Below are 18,508 nucleotides of genomic sequence, written 5' to 3'. Positions count from 1 at the left end.
CATTAACAAATAGAGCCACCGCTTAATTGGTATGTCAAAAGCATTATCAATGACCGCTTGTGCGGCTATTTTTAACCCTGCAACGATCAGATCTAACGATATACTCGGCTGATCCCCAAATGTTGCTTGCTGTGGCAACAGAGGAATATGAATAAAACCATGACCAATCTGGGTATAACGTAGATAATGCTGAACACCATAAAATAAATGATTACATACAAAAGTGCCGGCTGTATTTGATACCTGACACGGGATCTCTGTTTGCTGTAATGCTTGTATTATCGCTCTAATAGGCAACGTTGAAAAATAACCATCAGGACCATATCAATAACAATAGGTTTATCTATCAGCTGATTACCCTCATTACGATCTACACTAGCCACAAAAAACCATAACAGGGATATCCTGTCATTTATATCGCCTTTAATTAACAACTACGCGCTTATCATGCTGTAACTTTCATAAATAGCCGTGATATTTCGCCGAGATTACAAAATTAAATTTGCCATTTCTAGTTAAATAGAATGAAAAAATAGGAAATCTATAATGAAAAACTACTAATAAACATATTTTTATAAAATATTCTTTATTAAAACTTTGTATTATTCTTATTACCAATAAGTATCCCACCACACCATACATCATGCAATATTTCTTATCGTCACAATAAAAAGATTAGATTGATAAAAATCGAATAATAATTGATATTTTGTGCATATTTTATCAAATTATAGCGAATTATATTTTGCACAATTCAATAGATCACCCTAAAACAGCTGATGCTGAAAAATCATGGCAAATACCTGACACATTAATCATCATTTTTATCGTTGGCGTATTAGCAACTATTCTCACTTATCTCATTCCAGCAGGCAGTTTTACTCAACATGCAGTAAGCTTTATTGTTGATGGCGTAGAAAAAACACGTACTGTCATTGATCCAGCATCTTTTAAATATGCTATTGATGCTAATGGTGACAAAATTTATAACACGGTTGGTTTTTTTAGTGCTGGCGGAGGCATAGGCTTAATGAACTTTATGTTCGAAGGCTTAGTTTCTGGTGATAAATGGGGATCAGCCGTTGGCGTGATTATGTTCATGCTGGTTATTGGTGGCGCTTTTGGTGTTGTTATGCGTACTGGCGCCATCGATGCAGGTATTTTAGCACTCATTCATAAAACAAAAGGCAATGACTTTTTATTCATTCCCGCTTTATTTGTCTTATTTTCATTGGGTGGTGCTGTTTTTGGTATGGGTGAAGAAGCGATTGCCTTTGCAATTATTATCGCACCACTCATGTTACGACTTGGTTACGATGGCATTACAACGGTCATGGTAACTTATGTCGCCACTCAAGTCGGTTTTGCATCATCATGGATGAACCCTTTCTCTGTCGCTATCGCACAAGGTATTGCAGGGGTACCTGTTCTTTCTGGTATGGAGGTTCGCCTTCCACTATGGATAGGCTTCACCTTGATGGGTGTTATCTTTACCATGCGTTATGCGGCGAAAATCAAACGCAATCCCGAATTATCTTATAGTTTTAAAACTGATCAATTTTTACGTAATAAAACGGCAGAGGTTAAACAATCACAGTGGAATATCGGTTATACCTTAGTGATCATTACCGTTGCAATCACAACAGGTTGGGTTGTATGGGGTGTCGTTGCACACGCATGGTATATTCCTGAAATCGCATCGCAATTTTTCACTATGGGCTTTATTGCCGGTATTATTGGTATTATCTTTAAACTTAATAATATGAGCTTAAATGACATTGCAACCTCATTTAAAGAAGGTGCTGGCGTCATGCTAGCTCCGGCTCTACTTGTTGGTTGTGCCAAAGGTGTATTATTAATTCTAGGTGATGGTTCTGCTGAAGAACCCAGCGTACTTAATAGTATTTTAAACAGTGCTGGCGGTGCAATCAGTGGCATTCCTGATGTAGCGGCAGTCTGGATCATGTACCTCTTCCAATCTGTGTTTAATTTCTTTGTGACATCAGGATCAGGTCAAGCCGCACTCACCATGCCGTTACTGGCACCTTTAGGCGACATTGCAGGCGTTTCTCGTCAAGTAACCGTACTGGCGTTCCAGCTAGGCGATGGTTTTACTAATATCGTGGTACCAACATCAGCGTCATTAATGGGAACATTAGGGGTATGTCGTATTGATTGGGGTGATTGGATCCGTTTTAGCTGGCGTTTTATGTTGCTATTGTTCGTTACTTCAAGTGTGACGGTTGTTTGTGCTCATCTAGCTGGATTTAATTAATCACATGACAACGACAAGCACGACCCAACTCACGGGTGACATTATTAATAATATTGCGGTAATTTCAGCATTAAATGTGGACGATCTCGCCATTGGTCAACACCAATTTTGGTTTAATGTTGCGACTAATGCCTTAAATCAAGATCAACATTTACCCGTGTGGGTATTTAAAGGCCAGCAAGCAGGTAAGAAAGTAATGATCACCGCGGGCATTCATGGTGATGAGCTCAATGGTATTTTGGCCGCGCAACAACTGGCTCGTCAGCTACAACATACTGACATTTGTGGCAGCGTGATTATTGTTCCAGCGATTAATCTTTCAGGTATTATTCATCACCATCGTGATTTTCATGGCGCTGATCAAGATTTGTCTACCGTGAATCTTAATCGCTATTTCCCCGGTAACAAGCAAGGAAATGCCGCAGAACGTTACCTTGCTCAATTGTGGCAGCATTTATTATTACCCAATGCCGATATTGCAATAGATCTTCACACTCAAACCACGGGAACCTGTTACCCATTGTATGTGTTTGCTGATTTCCGGATTGAATCAGCGCTGGCGATGGCACGATTAATGACACCAGATGCGATCTTAAATGATCCTGGTGATCACGGTGTATTAGAAACTGTTTGGAATCAACATGGCGTTAGCGCGATCACTGTTGAAGTGGGTAGTGGCAAGATTACTCAACCAACGTTAATTAATCGTGCTGTTATGGGGGTTATGCAAATTATTAAAAACCAACACCATTTAACAACAGCGACCTTGACACCTTGTGCGATAGAAGCGGATAACGTGACATCTATTCGCGCAGATGTCGGTGGGCTAACACTCGCAAATGTCGAGATGCTAGCGACTGTAAGCAAGGGCGATATTATCGCAACACAATATGACCTGTTTGGTAATGAAATTAAACGTTATACCGCTCCTCGTGATGGCATTGTATTAAGCCACAATACTGATGCTTTGCGTGACGTAGGCGCGTTAATTATACGCCTTATTCACGAGTAATCATTAAGCTTTAATCCATCATAATACCCATGCTAGATTAATGATTAGCATGGGTTATTATAGGAAATTTCATATTCCTAAGAAGCATTTAAATACCACCACCCTCTCCTTGTACCAACGAACATTGTACAAAAAAGACTATTTGCCATCAGTTAGTCACAATTATCAGTGATCATTTACCAATAATCGTGCAATGTATGCTTTACTTGAGGGATAATAATCACTTAAAGCATAAAAAAAGGAATCTTATGGTGAAGTATATCAAATCAATTAAATATCTATTTATCGCATTACTGCTTACTCAACTAACAGGATGTGGTATTAACACCATCCCGACTCTCGATGAACAAGCCAATGCTGATTGGGCCCAAGTACAGAATAATTATCAACGCCGTGCAGATTTAATCCCCAATTTAGTCGCAACGGTTAAAGGTTATGCTGCTCACGAAAAAGACACGTTGACGGCAGTGACAGAAGCAAGATCAAAAGTTTCATCGATGCAAGTCACGCCTGAAACATTAAATACCCCAGAAGCCTTTAAAAAATTTGAAGCCGCTCAAGGTCAATTAAGCAGTGCGTTATCTCGATTGATGGTTGTCTCAGAACGCTATCCTGAACTAAAAGCTAATCAACAATTTATTGCACTTCAAGCACAGCTAGAAGGTACAGAGAATCGTATTGCTGTCGCACGCCGAGATTACATTAACTCAGTAAAAGCCTTTAATACTGAAATTCGTACCTTCCCTGGTCGTTTATGGCACTGGGCAATGTATAGCGATCTAAAAATCAAACCTAACTTCACAGCAACAACACCTAACGCTGATGTTGCGCCTAAGGTTGAATTTTAAATGAAAAAAGTCCTACTTATCTGTGGGCTTTTGTTGTTCATCAGCCAGAATGTATTGGCTGCAATCACTTTCCCTGTATTGACAGGGAGAGTGGTCGACGACGCTCATATGCTTAATCAAGCTCAAACTCAGCAACTTGAACAAACGCTTGCCGCAGAAGAAAAATCATCGTCCAACCAAGTGGTGGTAGTAACCGTACCGTCAACTAATGGCATTCCAATTGCCGATTATGGCTATCAACTCGGCCGAGCATGGGGGATTGGACAGAAGCAACATAACAATGGCGTATTATTAATTATCGCTAAAAATGACAAAAAGATGCGTATCGAAGTCGGTTATGGCTTAGAGGGTGCATTACCTGATGCGATTGCGATTAATATTATAAATAATCACATTAAGCCCGCTTTTAAAGCCGGTAAGTTTGCAACGGGAATCGATAATGGCGTAACAGCTATCATTGCTGCTATTCACGGTGAATACAAACCTGTTGTGACAGAAGATAAACCGCCTTACGATTTCTATTTGTTTATTTTATTTGTAGTGATCCTTCAAATTGTTGCCTTTAGCCGTCGTCGTCGTAACCGTTCAACCTATTATGGCCGCGATGGTGATGTCTTCACCAGTGGTGGTTTTGGATCACACCGTGGCGGCTCTAGTGGCTTTGGCGGTGGTTTCGGAGGAGGTAGTAATGGCGGCAGCGGTGGTGGTTTTAGTGGTGGCGGCGGTGGCTTCGGCGGCGGCGGTGCATCAGGAGGATGGTAATGAAATTATTTACAAATGAACAACTACAAACAATTAGCCAAACCATCAGTGATATGGAAAAAACCACCGATGCTGAATTAATTACCGTGATGACAACAAAAGCGGATGACTATTACTTTGTTCCAACCTTATGGGCTGCCATTATTGCGCTATTTGTTCCTGCACTGTTAATCATTACTCCATTATGGTTAGAGCTAACAGATATTCTATTAGCGCAATTAGCTGCTTTTGTTGTTCTAACATTGATCTTCCGTATTCCAGCCATTAAGTACCGTTTATTACCAAAAGTAGTTAAACATCGCCGTGCAAGGCTGGTTGCTCGTGAGCAATTTTTAGCCAATGGTGTTCATCGTACTAAACAGCATTTAGGGGTGATGATCTTTGTTTGTGAAGCTGAGCATTATGTTGAGATTCTGACAGATTACGGCATTAGTGAATGTATTAGCGATGAAGCATGGCAAAGCTTAGTGCGAGATTTCACCAAAGATGTTAAAGCAGGAAAAACGTTTGAAGGCTTTATTCAGTGTTTACAGCAATCAGGTAAATTATTAACTAACGCCCTACCGTACACGGAAGAAAAAAATGAATTACCTAACTGTTTAGTCGTTATTGATTAATATATAAAATAATTCACCACTAATATTAATTGTTGAAATAGCCTGAGGTTATTTCAACAATTTATTTAACTTTAATCAATTTCTACTTCTTCACTACTGATCTTTATTTATATTGATAATTAATCAAAATGGTTATCTTTCTACCATTGTTCCCAATTATCAATCTTTAACCTTTTTTGAGCTCTTGCAATATTCACCGCTAACACAGTACCCGTAGCTACACCAAAAAAGAAAATTTCAAATAGATAATTGAATACCTATTATATTGTAATTCGCCCACTAGAAGTAACCTTGATGTTGCTGTAATCATCCACAATTATAATGCAACGTTACAATGCCCCCTTTTTACCCAACATTGCACGCATAGTTTTATATTGTCTTAATTGATTTATATCAACAAAAGCCTAATTTATAGCATTGACCCGCAGATACAGATAGAATGCCCCCTCAAAAATTACAAGAAAAGCATTGAGTGGGTTATTTCGCATGAGTAGAAAAATAGAATTATTGGCACCGGGCGGTGATGTAGAAGCAATTAAAGCAGCGATTGTTGCTGGTGCAAATGCCGTCTACTGTGGTTTAGATATGTTCAATGCCCGTAACCGCGCCTCCAATCTTTCATATGACGAGCTAAATGGCGTATTACGACTGGCACATGAGCACAACTGTGAAGTCTTCTTAACGCTCAATGTCGTGATATTAGAGCACGAGGTTGTTAGCTTGGTACGCTTGCTAAATAAACTGGTTAACAGTGGCATTGATGGCATCATCGTACAAGATTTGGGTATCTTCAACATTGTTAAAAAGCATTTCCCATCATTACATATCCATGCTTCTACTCAATTAACAACCCACAACGAAGGTCAAATTTTATTCTTACACAAAATCGGCGCTACACGAGTTAACTTATCGCGTGAGCTCAACCTTGGTGAGATTAAAGCATTAACAACCGTCGCCCATGATCATGATGTATTAACCGAAGTCTTTGTCCATGGCGCATTATGTATCGCTTTCTCTGGTCAATGTTACTCAAGTTCAGTCAGTGTCGGTAACTCAGGTAACCGTGGTCGTTGTAGCCAAGCTTGCCGTGACGAATACGAAATAACCGCTGAAGGTCATCGCTTCCCGCTTAACTTAAAAGATAATTCAGCCTACTTTGATTTACCTGAACTGGTCGATGCAGGGGTTGACTCATTAAAGGTTGAAGGCCGAATTAAAGGCGCTCACTATGTTTACACTGTGGTTGATACATGGCGCAAACAGATCAATAACTTCATAGAATCTGGTAAGTTATTAGCTGACGACAGCAATTTACATAAAGTCTTTAACCGTAGCTTCACTAACTCATTTTTACAGGGCGATCTCAACAAGAAAATGTTTACTGATAATCCGCGTGATAACAGTGTTAATTACGCGGTTGAAAAAAACAATGCCATTTCTGTTGTTCAAATCCATGATGTAAAGCAAGATCTTTATAATGAAAAAAATGCATTAGGTGCTGAACTAGCCGATAAGATTAAAGATCTAAGCATTGATAAAGTTGCTCTAACATTGGCTTTTACTGCCAAAGAAAACACACCGCTAATACTTAATATCATGACGGGTAACACCTCATTTGAAGTAAAAACTGATTCGTTATTACGTACAGCAGATGAAATTGCCATTACACCAGAAACGCTAGATAAACGCTTCCGTAGTTTTAATAATGCAACGTTTAATCTAGCGCCAATGAACTTTGACAACTTTGATGCTAACTTAACGGTGCCGTTTAAAGAAATTACGGATCTAAAAAACCAAGCAGCATTCTTATTAAATGGCTCTCGTGAGGTAATTAAGCATGTTGATGTACCCGCTTTACCTAAACACGATAAAGTATCATCAACACCTAAACTATCATTACTAATTGCCAATGAAAAAGATTTACACCTTACTGATGTAACAGATGCTGATATCTACTTCAAACTCCCTGAAAGCTTGAAAAAGAACTGTCTTAAACACATTACGTTATTGCAAGAAAATCCACGCTTAATTCCTTGGTTCCCTGCGGTATTGATTGGTAAAGATTACTTAGAATCCGTCAAAATTCTTGAGCAAGTTAAACCTAAGCGTATTGTGACTAATAATACCGGTATTGCTTATAAAGCTTATGAAATGGGTATCGAGTGGGTCGCAGGACCGTTCTTAAATACCACCAACTCACACGCTCTTCTTACGTTAAAAGAAGAATTAAACTGTGCTGGTGCCTTTATTTCTAACGAGATCAACCGTGGTCAAATCAGAAATATTACCCGTCCAGAAAACTTTAAGCTCTGTTACAGCATTTATCATCCAATCCTGATGATGACCAGCCGTCAATGTTTCTTCCAACAAACCGTTGGCTGTAAGAAACCGGCAATTGAAGCTGGCTGTATGCTGAAATGCGAAAAAGCAACCACCATTACTAATGTGAAAGGTATTTCGTTTGCGGTTGATAAGCAAAAAGGCGGTTACCCAAGTATTTACAATCATGAGCAGTTCCTAAACTTTGATGCAGTGAATGATTTCTCGCATTTATTTGACGAGTTCTTTATTGATCTTACCAACATCGGTGCAGGTTCTAAGCAAGAACAAGACAAAGTAGAACTAATCAAACACTTTGAAGCGCTACTTGCTGGTAATGATAACGCTAAAGCTGAACTGAATAATTTAGTACCTATCTCAACTAATGCTCAATATGTTCAGGGTTTATAAACATTAGCGGTATGGTTTAATATCAAAACAACAGAATAAAATAATATTAGACAGCCTGCTATTTTAGAGGCTGTCTTTTGTTTATGTGCTTCATGCTGGATAGCCAAATATTTTAGTTCTTAAATAGATTCCCCCAAAAAAAATTATTCCACCAGCAATAAACTCTCGAATCTAAAATTTACAGCTCATTATTTATAATTCTTCGTTAAATCTGTTCTATTCCCATATTTCAAGATCAACAACACCCATAATCCTAATACATACATTCGTAACCATCTACCGCTCACATTGGCATAACGTTCCATAATTGTTCACTATGCTTAAGCCAAGCGTCTGGTGTTATTGTTTATTTCTCTCCTCTCAATAAGCATCTTCAATTCATGTAACCATTAGTCATTCTATTTTGTAAAACGAAGGATTGAAAAAGCCACCAAGAGCCCCAAGATTATTACCATCAAAGCAAATAATATTGCTGTATCTATTGGTTTTACTCAGTGGTTTATTTCACCCAGTAGCCACAAAAGGACAACACTTTGAACGACACAACATCAGCGACATCTCATGATAATAGCAACACTCTAGCCGTGACGGCTCCTGTTGCTAAGAAAATCCCCTATGAGATGAGCATCCATAATGATACGCGTATTGATGATTACTATTGGATGCGAGATGACAGCCGCACAGATCCTGAGATCATCGCGCATCTAAATGCTGAAAATAGTTACACAGATGCAGTAATGGCACACACCACTGCATTACAGCAAACATTATTTGATGAGCTAAAAGGACGTATTGTTAAAGATGATAATACCGTCCCTGTAAAGCAAGGCAGTTATTACTATTCAAGTGAAGTCTCTGGCGATAATGAATACCCTATTTCAGTGCGCGCTACTGATTTTTCTGGCACAGATAAGCAAGTCTTACTCGATCTAAACCAACTCGCATCTGAACATGATTACTATGATGTTTCCAGTGTCAGCATTAGCCTTAACGAAAACTTATTAGCTTATGGTGAAGACACGGTAAGCCGTCGTATTTACACTATTAAGATTAAAGATCTCACTACAGGTCAGTACCTTGCTGATGAAATCACCGGTACTAGCGGCTCTGTTGCTTGGCAAAATGATAACCAAGCATTTTACTATATCCACAAAGACCCACAAACCTTATTAGGTTATCAGGTTTATCGTCACCGCTTAGGTACACCACAAGCTGATGATCAATTAATTTTTGAAGAAAGCGATCAAACTTTTTATACCTCAATTGGTAAAAGTAAAGATAATTCATTAATTTATATCTGGCATTCAAGCACAGAAACCAGTGCTGTCTCTTTTATTGATGCTAACGATGCCAATGCGCAAGCTGTATCGTTCTTAGATCGTGAAGTTGGGTTGGAATACAGTATTTCTAAGCTTGATGACTGGTTCTATATTCACACTAACTATGAAGCGGTTAACTTCCGTTTAATGAAAGTGGCTACAACTGATATCGCCAATAAAGATCATTGGCTGGACGTGATCCCTGCGCAAGAAGGCGCAATGTTGGAAGATTACGAGATCTTTAATGATTATCTAGTATATCAGCAGCGTGAGAATGGCTTAACTCGCATTACTGTGCGTGATCTTCACACTCAACAGCAGCAACAATTACATTTCAACGATGAAGCATTCACACTTTATCTTTACGGTAATAAAGAGATTGATTCAGACAAATTACGCCTGTATTACTCAAGCATGACCACACCAGGTACTCACTACGATTTTAATCTTAACGATGGCAGTAATGTAGTACTCAAGCAAGCACAAATCCTCGGTGATTTTGACGCGAATAATTACCGTTCTGAACGTATTATGGTACCTGCTCGCGACGGTAAATCCGTTCCGGTATCACTGGTTTATCGTAAAGATTGCTTTAAAAAAGATGGCACTAACCCGTTGTATCAATATGGTTATGGATCATACGGCGCTATCATTGACCCAAGCTTTTCATCAACCCGATTAAGTTTATTAGATCGTGGTTTTGTGTATGCGATTGCGCATATTCGTGGTTCTGAAATGTTGGGCCGTCCATGGTATGACGATGGTAAGAAACTGACTAAGCAAAATACTTTTAATGACTTTATTGATGTTACCCGATCATTGGTCGAGCAAGGCTATGGCGCAAAAGACAAGATCTTCGCTGTCGGTGGCTCTGCGGGCGGTTTATTAATGGGGGCGATTATCAACCAAGCCCCTGAGCTTTACTGTGGCGTTGCAGCTCACGTACCGTTTGTTGATATTGTTACCACCATGCTGGATGAATCAATTCCACTAACAACTAACGAGTATGATGAGTGGGGAAATCCTAACCACAAAGAGTACTACGACTACATGTTAAGCTATTCACCCTACGATAATATTGCCGCTCATGACTACCCTCACCTATTAGTGACGACGGGGTTACATGATTCACAAGTGCAGTATTTCGAGCCAATGAAATGGGTTGCTAAGCTGCGTGATGTTAAAACGAACGATAACCGTCTGTTGTTTAAAGTAGATATGGAAGCTGGTCATGGTGGCGCATCAGGGCGCTTTAAGGCTCTCCATGAAGATGCACTTGAATACGCGTTCTTTATTGATCTATTGGCTGAACAGAAATAAATCTAGCTAAACCGTGATAAGTTATCAACGCATAACATTATGCGTAATCATAAATATCAAGTAATAACATCAAACAATGGCGGCTTAATCAGTCGCCATTGTTATTTAAAAAACTCAGAAACAACTTACGCTAATTCATAATCTTCAAAGTGATCTACAAACTTCTGTAACCCAGCCAAATCCACAATAATAAGTTCAGAACCTTGTTTCTCAACTAATCCTTGCTGAATCAATGTCTTTAATGCGCGTCGATAAACACGGCTTGATGTACCAAACCGTTCAGCTTCTTTATCTGCTTTATTAAATCGACCAAGGGTCATCGAATTACGGGCGTGCTGAAGTAAATCAAATGCAATATTGTAAGTAATGGGATGTAATAAACGGTAGGTATAAATATCAAGTGAGTCTTGGTAATCAAGTGCCAATGCAGAAGCAAAAAACAAACTAAATTCAGGGCGTTCTAACAGTAATTTCTCTACTTTTTTCATATCAAGAATGTCACTTTCTATCGCTTCTTCAACAACAACCGACCATTGGCATGGTGTTTTAGTAAAGAACTCCATTTCACCAAAGACATTATAGTTACAGTTCATCTCTCCTAATTGAAAACGACGCCCATTAACAGCACAAATATGCATCGACACTCGTCCAACAGGCACAATCATCAACTGAGTAATATCCTGGCCTTGCTGCATGATAGCATCGCCGATTTGGTAGCGTTTACTGCCGATTTGACACTTATATAGTGCTTGGCGAAAGCTCGCATAATGTTGAGTTAGGTAATCACTAAAACGGGTTGAGGAGGAAGGAGTCAATTGCATTGCGCATATCACTATTGTTTCATTTTAAATCAAGATAGCGGGTTTTTATGGTACTGAATAGGAAAATGTATAGTGCGCATTAAAATAGCCCAATTTATAAAAACCGGGCTATTAATTTGGTGATTAAATAGACTTAAACAACCTTAATAAGGGCATTCAGCGCAGTATGGGCAGCTAACTGTTCCCCTTTAATCATATCTTCAGCTTCATTAACATAAGCACTAATCCCTTCACTTACATTCTGCTGATAAAGCACCACGTTATTCAAAATTGCGGCTGTTTTTAGTTGACGTAAACGCCCCACCGCTAATAAGGCAGAAGTCTCCATATCAGCCCCTAATACGCCTTTTTTATGCCAATACTCACAAATATTATCTTCTTCATCGGTATAAAAACTATCGTGAGAACGTACAATGCCACTATGATAGTTAATATTCTGTTGCGATAAATCTGTTTTTAATAAGTGAACCAATTGATGATCAGCAATAGCCGGAAATTCACTTGGAATATATGCTTTAGAGCCACCTTCATCTCGCACTGCACCTTCGGCAACAATGAGTTCACCTAAACCAATATTTGATTGCAGTGCCCCTGCTGAGCCAACACGGATAATATATTCAGCGCCACAACGTTTGAGTTCTTCTATAGCAATAATCATTGATGGTGCGCCCATCCCCGTACTACACAATGTAACGGGTTTACCCTGATAGTCGCCATTAATAATACGGTACTCACGGTTTTCAGCAATTAACACACTATTTGTTAAAAAACGTTCCGCAATTCGATTTACTCTATCAGGCTCACCGCAGACTAAAATACTCGTGGCAATTTGACCGTGACTAATTAATAAATGAGGTTGTTGATTCATGCGATAACCTTCTTAGCTTGTGGTTTATTTCTGTTCGCAATTGCAATCCAGCAACGGGCACCATTTGCCGCAACAAAGAGTAGAATTGCATACTGAATAGACATTGCATACACGCCTTGTACTGCATATAAACCGACGCTGATGATATTAATAACTACCCACACAATCCAGTTTTCAACATACTTACGTGTCATTAGAATCTGCGCCACAATAGACAGTACCGTCATGGTAGCATCCCAAAATGGGAACGCGCCGGGTTGTAATGTTGGAGCCGCTAAATTAGCACCGAAAACATTCAATATATCTACAGCGAAATTAGCTAAAGCAAAAAACACGGGGTTGATATAAACCGTTAGTAACCCAATCGCAATTGCACTTAATGTCACGGTCATGACTAATTTTTGCTTACTTAACCACCGAACCTCTAAGTTATCTCCCTCGCTAGTTGGTCTTGTCCATGCGAACCAACCATAAATATTGGCAACAAAGAAGAATACTTGTAATAGCAACAACCCATACAATTGAATTTGAAAGAAAATAATACAAAACAAGGTGACATTAATAAGACCAAAAAAGAAATTTATGGTTTTTTCTTTACTGGCAAACCAAATACACAGCAGACCAAAGATAGAACCAATTGCTTCAATCCATGACATTGCATAACCGTCACCGATTGGAAAATTAACAAGGGTGTTATTGATATCAAACCAAGAAAGAAAGTCCATCCGTTAATCCTTTTGTTCTTATTAATAATTTGAAGTAATTGTAAAAGGTATATTTATCGAAGGTGAGGACATTTGTCCCATCCCAAGTGAGTGGGATCAACTTTTGAATAATTAGCACATCAGTTTCTAACTCAAGTACAAGATGATGTAATGTCGTTAGGGTTATTACCAAGATAAAACGGTTCCGCATTAGCTAGCGGCAACTAACGCGGACAATAAGGTGGAATTTAGCGTAATAAAACAATCAAGCCCAAATAGCAACCACGGCCATTAAAACAAAACCGATAACGACAAAAGTGAAATTCTTTAAATCACAGCATTTATCAACCATGGTTGACTGTTTTAAACCATGCAATGTGCCAAGGTACAAAAATGTGCCCGCAGCTAATGAATAAAAGATAGGCTCTAATAATGGATAATTTTCGGTGTAATCTAAAATACCCGATCCCACCCCTACTCCAAGCGGCAACATTATCGTAAATAACGCAAACATGAATAAAGATTGGCGTAACGACAAGCGGCTTTTACTTAATTGCACAGCCAGTGAAAAACTTGCCGCCCATTTATGCGCTAAAATAGCAATGAGGATCATAACCATCATTGTAATTGAGCCACTTAATCCAAGCACCGTACCCGCAAGTAACGAATGAATAGATAGAATGACCATCGCTAAAATAGCGAATGCAGGACTATTGCTGTCGCCATGTTCATCTAAACGACGACCTAAGTGTTCAAACCATAATAATAATAAGAACACACAGCCCGCTAATACAAAGGCGATAGGATATTCAATACCATGATCTAAAAATGATTTAGAGGCATCACCCAACATATGAATAAGACCAGCCCCCAGAAAAACACCTGATGCTAAGGCTTCTGCTGCCGGGGATTCTAATGGTCGGGTCGTTTTAAATTTACGTAGAAACGGATACAATCCCGCAAGTACAGTAGTTATAAAAATCAGCACTACTGATAATATTTTAAATTCATCGAGATTCATGTTGCATTCCGCATCGTTAAACAGCCAACGTTATAGCACTTACAGTGTGACTCTGCGAACAATTTGAATGTAAAACATTAATTCCATATAGCAATAATATCCACCCTCTCTCCTTTTTATTCTAAGTTATTATTAATTCATTATTATTACCGTGACCAGAAAAGACAAAAAACCAATATAATCAACAATCTATAACAAAGACCCTATATTGTAATTAATATAAACCGCCTTAAAACCATGGCAGATTCTTTTTTAAATGAACTACGCTTACTAAGTCCAGACATATCATAATGTAGAGGTATTCATGGCAACTCAAAAGACAAAAGAATCAACACATGAAACGATGAAACGATGAAACGATGAAACACCATTATTCTGATGATGAAACACACAAGCACGACAAAGATCATCAACAATATCGTGAACATGAACCATCACATGGACATCATATCCATGGTGGTGTTGGTACCACACATAAAGATACTCACCATCACCATTATACAACGCATCATCACCATCATTATTATGGTCCCGTTACTATCATTAATAGTGACGAAGAATAATTCTTTTTAAAATACTAAAATATGCGGATAAAACGCGCTTTCTTAATTAAAAGTATATTCGCATGTTTTACTTTTGTTAATTCTCTGTCCATAACAAGATATTCATTATCATTTCATTTATAATATATTTCTTATTAATTCTCACTCAAAGCACACTTACCATATGAAACAATTTATTATCACAAGCCTGTTTTCTTTATTATTAGTAGGGTGTGTAACCGAAAGTGTACGTACAATTCCAACCAAAGTTAGTGTAAGAGCCGGGATTGGATTTAATCCCTGTGGTAGTGAAGTTGAAGGCTATAATTTTGAACCCAATGGCGTAATTTCAATTACTTGTACCAACGGTAATGTTTATTCCGTTCGTAATAACACTGAACTAAATAAAATGAAAAAAAAGGTTATTGAATGCCAGCAAAAAGGCTTTAATGATTATAGTGAGTGTTTATCACATAAAAACGCTGCGAAAAAATAATTAAATATCTATCAGCTATTACGGCAGATATTTAATTATAAGAAAAGTTTATTTATCAAGCTGTGGACGCCACCAGTAATGTAATAAACGCCGACAAGCTTGTTTGATGTCATTCAAAATTAAATATAGAGCAGGCACTAATAGTAAAGTAACTACTGTTGCAAATAAGATCCCAAATGCCAATGATGTTGCCATTGGAATCACTATTTGTGCCTGCAAGCTCGTTTCAAGTAAAATAGGCGCCAAGCCAAAGAAGGTGGTTAACGACGTCAATACAATCGCCCTAAAGCGGCAACACCCAGCATCAATAACAGCATCATAAAGAGGAACACCTTGTTCCAAAGCACGATTAATAAACACCACCAGCACTAAAGAATCATTCACCACTACGCCAGACAATGCCAAAATACCAAACACACTCAGTAAATTAAGTGAAATATCCGCAAAATAGTGCCCAGCAATCGCACCAATAATACCAAAGGGGATCACCGACATAATGATCAACGGTTGGCTGTATGATCGTAATGGAATCGCCATTAATGCAAAAATAGCAACCAGTGCTAATACCGCATCACGAAATAGACTAACTTTCGTTTCAGACTCTTCTTTTGCTTGCCCATCAAGTTGAATGTTAACGGTTGGATATTGCTGACGTAATAACGGTAAATAATCTTTATTTATAATGGTATATATCTCAGATGGAGAAGCTTTACCTTTGTGAACATTTGCACTAACGATCAATGTTCGACGTTTATCTACCCGATTAATACTGTTTAGTGCTGAAATAAAATCAATGGTTGCCACTTCAGAAAATGGCACCAACGTACCATTTGCTAAAACCACTTTCATATTTTGTAAATAACCGACACTACGACGCTCATCAGCAGGATAACGTACCATCACTTTCACTTCTTCGTTATTGCGTAAAATACGTTGAACTTCAATACCATGAAAAGCATGTCGAACTTGATTGGTCAGATTCGCGACGGATAAACCTAAGATTTTCCCAATTGGCGTTAACTTAATATTAATCTCTTGCGTTGGCGCAGATAAATCATCTTCAACATTAAATACCCCTTCGTAACGTTCAAGCTGCTGTTTTAATTGCGTAGCCGCTTGTAATAGTTGCTGACTATTCTCGCCTTGCAAACGGTATTGAATATCACTTTTTTGACGATCAATAGATGCTTCATATGCAATAGTTTTAACACCAGATAATGGTGGAATATATTGTTTCCATTTATTTAAAATCTCAAAGCTAGTGATCGGTAAACTTTCACTTTTTTCTAATTCAACCAACACAAACATATTATTGTTATCTCGCATATTAACAAAGCTATGCTTCACCACATGCACACCCTGCTGCTGATAAATTTCTTCATCAGTTTTATACAATGCCTGTTCTAATTGATTAATAACCTTAATATTATTTGCTTTTGAATTAGAATCATTCATTTCCACCCGCACTTGAATATAATCAGACGGCAACTTAGGAAAGAACACCCACCGTAATTGTCCACTGAACACTAATGCCAACGCTAAACACAACACACCGACAAATGTCGCTAAGACGCTATATCGATGTATGATGGCTAAACCAATAAAACGTCGATAATGAACATGAATAAACTTATTTACCACCTGATTAAAGCGCTGTTTCATTCGTACAATAGGATTATTCCAGGATCGTTGTTGTACTAAGCGCGATCGAGCTAAGTGGGCGGGCAAAATTAATTTAGATTCAATCAGGGAAAAAGTTAAACATAAAATAACCACCCATCCAATGGCCTTAAAAAATTCAGTGCGAGGGCTATCTGACAACAGCATTGGCACAAATGCAGCCATGGTCGTTAATACCCCAAAGGTTGCAGGAATAGCGACTCGCTTCGCCCCTTGAATAACATGATTAACCGTTTGTCCTTTTTGTTCTACTTCTGAATAAACACTTTCTCCCACAACAATCGCATCATCAACCACGATCCCCAGCACGAGAATAAACCCAAATAACGACAATAAGTTAATGGAGATATTAATCATCTCAAATGGCATAAACAGTAACGTGCCAAGAAAACAAAAAGGTAACCCAAGTATTACCCAAAATGCTAATCTCACTTCAAGAAAAATAGCGAGAATAATAAACACCAATAATCCGCCATACACCATATTAGACAGCATCATATTAAGCCGCCCTTCAAGGTAATGTGACATATCAGCCCATTTATCAATATGAATACCCGCTGGTAATTGTGCCTTTTTATTCGTCACATAATCACTGATTTGCTGGGATATGAGCGTTGCGTCTTGATTAGGAAGATTTCGAATTTGTATCACCGCGGCACGTTGTTGATTAAATCGATTAAGTACTGATTTTTCGACAAAACCATCCGTTACAGTGGCAATATCAGACAGGCGTAATCGACTTCCATCCGCGTTCGTGCGTAAAACGATATTGGCAAATTGATCACCTTGATAAAGTTGTTCTGTGGTACGAACTAACACATCACCATCTTGGGCTTTAATTGCTCCGGCGGGTAAGTCCAATGAGCGTTGCTGTAATACCTGTGCTATTTGCTCAATGGTAACGCCATGATCGCGCAGTTGCTGTGCGGCTATTTCAATTGCTATTTCATCATTTCTTATTCCGCTTACCGTCACCGCTGTCGCACTGGTTTGCTGAATAATTTCATCTTTTACAACTTGAGCATAACGTTTAAGTTGGCGATCACTCAAATCACCATATATTGATAAAAACATCACATTACTCATAAATTCCGCCCGTTGAATCAAGGGCGGCTCCATTTGAATAGGGAATGTCGTAATATTATTAACCCGCTGTTTTACCTCATCTAAAACTTTATTAAGATCAGCATCATTATCAAGCTCAACCGTAACAACCCCACTTCCTTGATTAGCGACAGCCGTCACCCGCTTAATATCAGCAAGGTCATCAATAACTTGTTCAATTTTAACAATGATCCCTTGTTCTACATCGGCAGCGGCAGCCCCTGTATATTGAGTGGTTATGGTAATTTTATGAGTACCAAAGGCAGGAAATATCTCTTTATTAATAAGATTAACTGAAAATAAACCACCGATCATCACCAGCAGCATCAACAAATTAGCGGCGACATGATTACGCGTAAACCAAGCAATGATCCCTGATGATTCCATTC

14 protein-coding genes and 1 pseudogene are annotated in these 18,508 nt (G+C 38.6%); 9 read left to right on the top strand and 6 right to left on the bottom strand.

Annotation, left to right across the window (positions count from 1 at the left end; genetic code table 11):
- Positions 1–2 precede the first annotated feature (2 nt).
- Positions 3–365, bottom strand: a pseudogene (locus Q0V26_RS03855) (pyroglutamyl-peptidase I); the annotation flags it as partial.
- A 434-nt stretch (positions 366–799) separates the two neighbouring features.
- Between Q0V26_RS03855 and yfcC the strand changes: the two are divergent.
- From yfcC to Q0V26_RS03820, 7 genes are all read left to right on the top strand, one after another.
- A complete protein-coding gene (gene yfcC, locus Q0V26_RS03850; protein WP_297478273.1) occupies positions 800–2,275 on the top strand; it encodes a putative basic amino acid antiporter YfcC in 1,476 nt (491 codons plus the stop codon).
- A gap of 4 nt (positions 2,276–2,279) precedes the next feature.
- Complete coding sequence (locus tag Q0V26_RS03845; RefSeq protein WP_297478228.1) at positions 2,280–3,287, top strand: succinylglutamate desuccinylase/aspartoacylase family protein; 1,008 nt, start codon at positions 2,280–2,282, stop codon at positions 3,285–3,287.
- Between the two features lie 248 nt (positions 3,288–3,535).
- Positions 3,536–4,135 carry a LemA family protein gene (locus tag Q0V26_RS03840; RefSeq protein WP_297478226.1) on the top strand — a complete coding sequence of 200 codons (600 nt, stop codon included), beginning with the start codon at positions 3,536–3,538 and terminating at the stop codon, positions 4,133–4,135.
- On the top strand, positions 4,136–4,897 hold the full coding sequence (locus tag Q0V26_RS03835; RefSeq protein ID WP_297478224.1) for a TPM domain-containing protein: 762 nt from the start codon (positions 4,136–4,138) through the stop codon (positions 4,895–4,897).
- A complete protein-coding gene (locus Q0V26_RS03830; RefSeq protein ID WP_297478222.1) occupies positions 4,897–5,514 on the top strand; it encodes a TPM domain-containing protein in 618 nt (205 codons plus the stop codon). Before Q0V26_RS03835 ends, Q0V26_RS03830 begins: the two co-directional genes overlap by 1 nt.
- A gap of 486 nt (positions 5,515–6,000) precedes the next feature.
- Positions 6,001–8,244 carry a peptidase U32 family protein gene (locus Q0V26_RS03825; RefSeq protein ID WP_297478220.1) on the top strand — a complete coding sequence of 748 codons (2,244 nt, stop codon included), beginning with the start codon at positions 6,001–6,003 and terminating at the stop codon, positions 8,242–8,244.
- Between the two features lie 533 nt (positions 8,245–8,777).
- Positions 8,778–10,883 (top strand): S9 family peptidase, encoded by a 2,106-nt coding sequence (locus Q0V26_RS03820; protein ID WP_297478218.1) that lies wholly within the window; start codon positions 8,778–8,780, stop codon positions 10,881–10,883.
- A gap of 125 nt (positions 10,884–11,008) precedes the next feature.
- On the opposite strand, the gene Q0V26_RS03815 is transcribed toward Q0V26_RS03820, so the two are convergent.
- The 4 genes from Q0V26_RS03815 to Q0V26_RS03800 all read right to left on the bottom strand — a co-directional run bounded on the left by Q0V26_RS03815 (position 11,009) and on the right by Q0V26_RS03800 (position 14,297).
- On the bottom strand, positions 11,009–11,704 hold the full coding sequence (locus Q0V26_RS03815; protein WP_297478217.1) for a Crp/Fnr family transcriptional regulator: 696 nt from the start codon (positions 11,702–11,704) through the stop codon (positions 11,009–11,011).
- Between the two features lie 133 nt (positions 11,705–11,837).
- Positions 11,838–12,572, bottom strand: coding sequence for a nucleoside phosphorylase (locus Q0V26_RS03810; RefSeq protein ID WP_297478215.1), 735 nt, complete (start codon positions 12,570–12,572; stop codon positions 11,838–11,840).
- The gene (pnuC, locus tag Q0V26_RS03805; protein WP_363316457.1) at positions 12,569–13,297 is read right to left on the bottom strand and encodes a nicotinamide riboside transporter PnuC; all 729 of its coding nucleotides are present in this window, start codon (positions 13,295–13,297) and stop codon (positions 12,569–12,571) included. The genes Q0V26_RS03810 and pnuC overlap by 4 nt, the downstream gene beginning before the upstream one ends.
- 244 nt (positions 13,298–13,541) lie before the next feature.
- Positions 13,542–14,297 carry a ZIP family metal transporter gene (locus Q0V26_RS03800; protein ID WP_297478213.1) on the bottom strand — a complete coding sequence of 252 codons (756 nt, stop codon included), beginning with the start codon at positions 14,295–14,297 and terminating at the stop codon, positions 13,542–13,544.
- A 359-nt stretch (positions 14,298–14,656) separates the two neighbouring features.
- Here Q0V26_RS03800 and Q0V26_RS03795 point away from each other — a divergent pair, with 359 nt between their 5' ends.
- Together Q0V26_RS03795 and Q0V26_RS03790 are read left to right on the top strand one after the other, a co-directional pair.
- Positions 14,657–14,860, top strand: a complete 204-nt coding sequence (locus Q0V26_RS03795) for a hypothetical protein (protein ID WP_297478211.1) — start codon at positions 14,657–14,659, stop codon at positions 14,858–14,860.
- A gap of 163 nt (positions 14,861–15,023) precedes the next feature.
- Positions 15,024–15,335, top strand: a complete 312-nt coding sequence (locus tag Q0V26_RS03790; protein WP_297478209.1) for a hypothetical protein — start codon at positions 15,024–15,026, stop codon at positions 15,333–15,335.
- A gap of 48 nt (positions 15,336–15,383) precedes the next feature.
- On the opposite strand, the gene Q0V26_RS03785 is transcribed toward Q0V26_RS03790, so the two are convergent.
- On the bottom strand, positions 15,384–18,506 hold the full coding sequence (locus Q0V26_RS03785) for an efflux RND transporter permease subunit (RefSeq protein ID WP_297478207.1): 3,123 nt from the start codon (positions 18,504–18,506) through the stop codon (positions 15,384–15,386).
- Positions 18,507–18,508: the final 2 nt, after the last annotated feature.

It is taken from the genome of uncultured Photobacterium sp. (assembly GCF_947039875.1).
In the GTDB taxonomy this organism is placed as follows: Bacteria; Pseudomonadota; Gammaproteobacteria; order Enterobacterales; family Vibrionaceae; genus Photobacterium.
Note: the sequence above shows the minus strand (reverse complement) of the source record. Positions and strands in the feature narration are given on the sequence as shown.

Bases quoted from the DNA above. Each gene is read 5' to 3' on its own strand.
- Q0V26_RS03795 (WP_297478211.1), top strand. From the start codon at position 14,657: ATGAAACACCATTATTCTGATGATGAAACACACAAGCACGACAAAGAT.
- Q0V26_RS03835 (WP_297478224.1), top strand. From the start codon at position 4,136: ATGAAAAAAGTCCTACTTATCTGTGGGCTTTTGTTGTTCATCAGCCAG.
- Q0V26_RS03785 (WP_297478207.1), bottom strand. From the start codon at position 18,506: ATGGAATCATCAGGGATCATTGCTTGGTTTACGCGTAATCATGTCGCC.
- Q0V26_RS03845 (WP_297478228.1), top strand. From the start codon at position 2,280: ATGACAACGACAAGCACGACCCAACTCACGGGTGACATTATTAATAAT.
- Q0V26_RS03810 (WP_297478215.1), bottom strand. From the start codon at position 12,572: ATGAATCAACAACCTCATTTATTAATTAGTCACGGTCAAATTGCCACG.
- Q0V26_RS03840 (WP_297478226.1), top strand. From the start codon at position 3,536: ATGGTGAAGTATATCAAATCAATTAAATATCTATTTATCGCATTACTG.
- Q0V26_RS03830 (WP_297478222.1), top strand. From the start codon at position 4,897: ATGAAATTATTTACAAATGAACAACTACAAACAATTAGCCAAACCATC.
- Q0V26_RS03815 (WP_297478217.1), bottom strand. From the start codon at position 11,704: ATGCAATTGACTCCTTCCTCCTCAACCCGTTTTAGTGATTACCTAACT.
- Q0V26_RS03790 (WP_297478209.1), top strand. From the start codon at position 15,024: ATGAAACAATTTATTATCACAAGCCTGTTTTCTTTATTATTAGTAGGG.
- Q0V26_RS03800 (WP_297478213.1), bottom strand. From the start codon at position 14,297: ATGAATCTCGATGAATTTAAAATATTATCAGTAGTGCTGATTTTTATA.
- Q0V26_RS03825 (WP_297478220.1), top strand. From the start codon at position 6,001: ATGAGTAGAAAAATAGAATTATTGGCACCGGGCGGTGATGTAGAAGCA.
- pnuC (WP_363316457.1), bottom strand. From the start codon at position 13,297: ATGGACTTTCTTTCTTGGTTTGATATCAATAACACCCTTGTTAATTTT.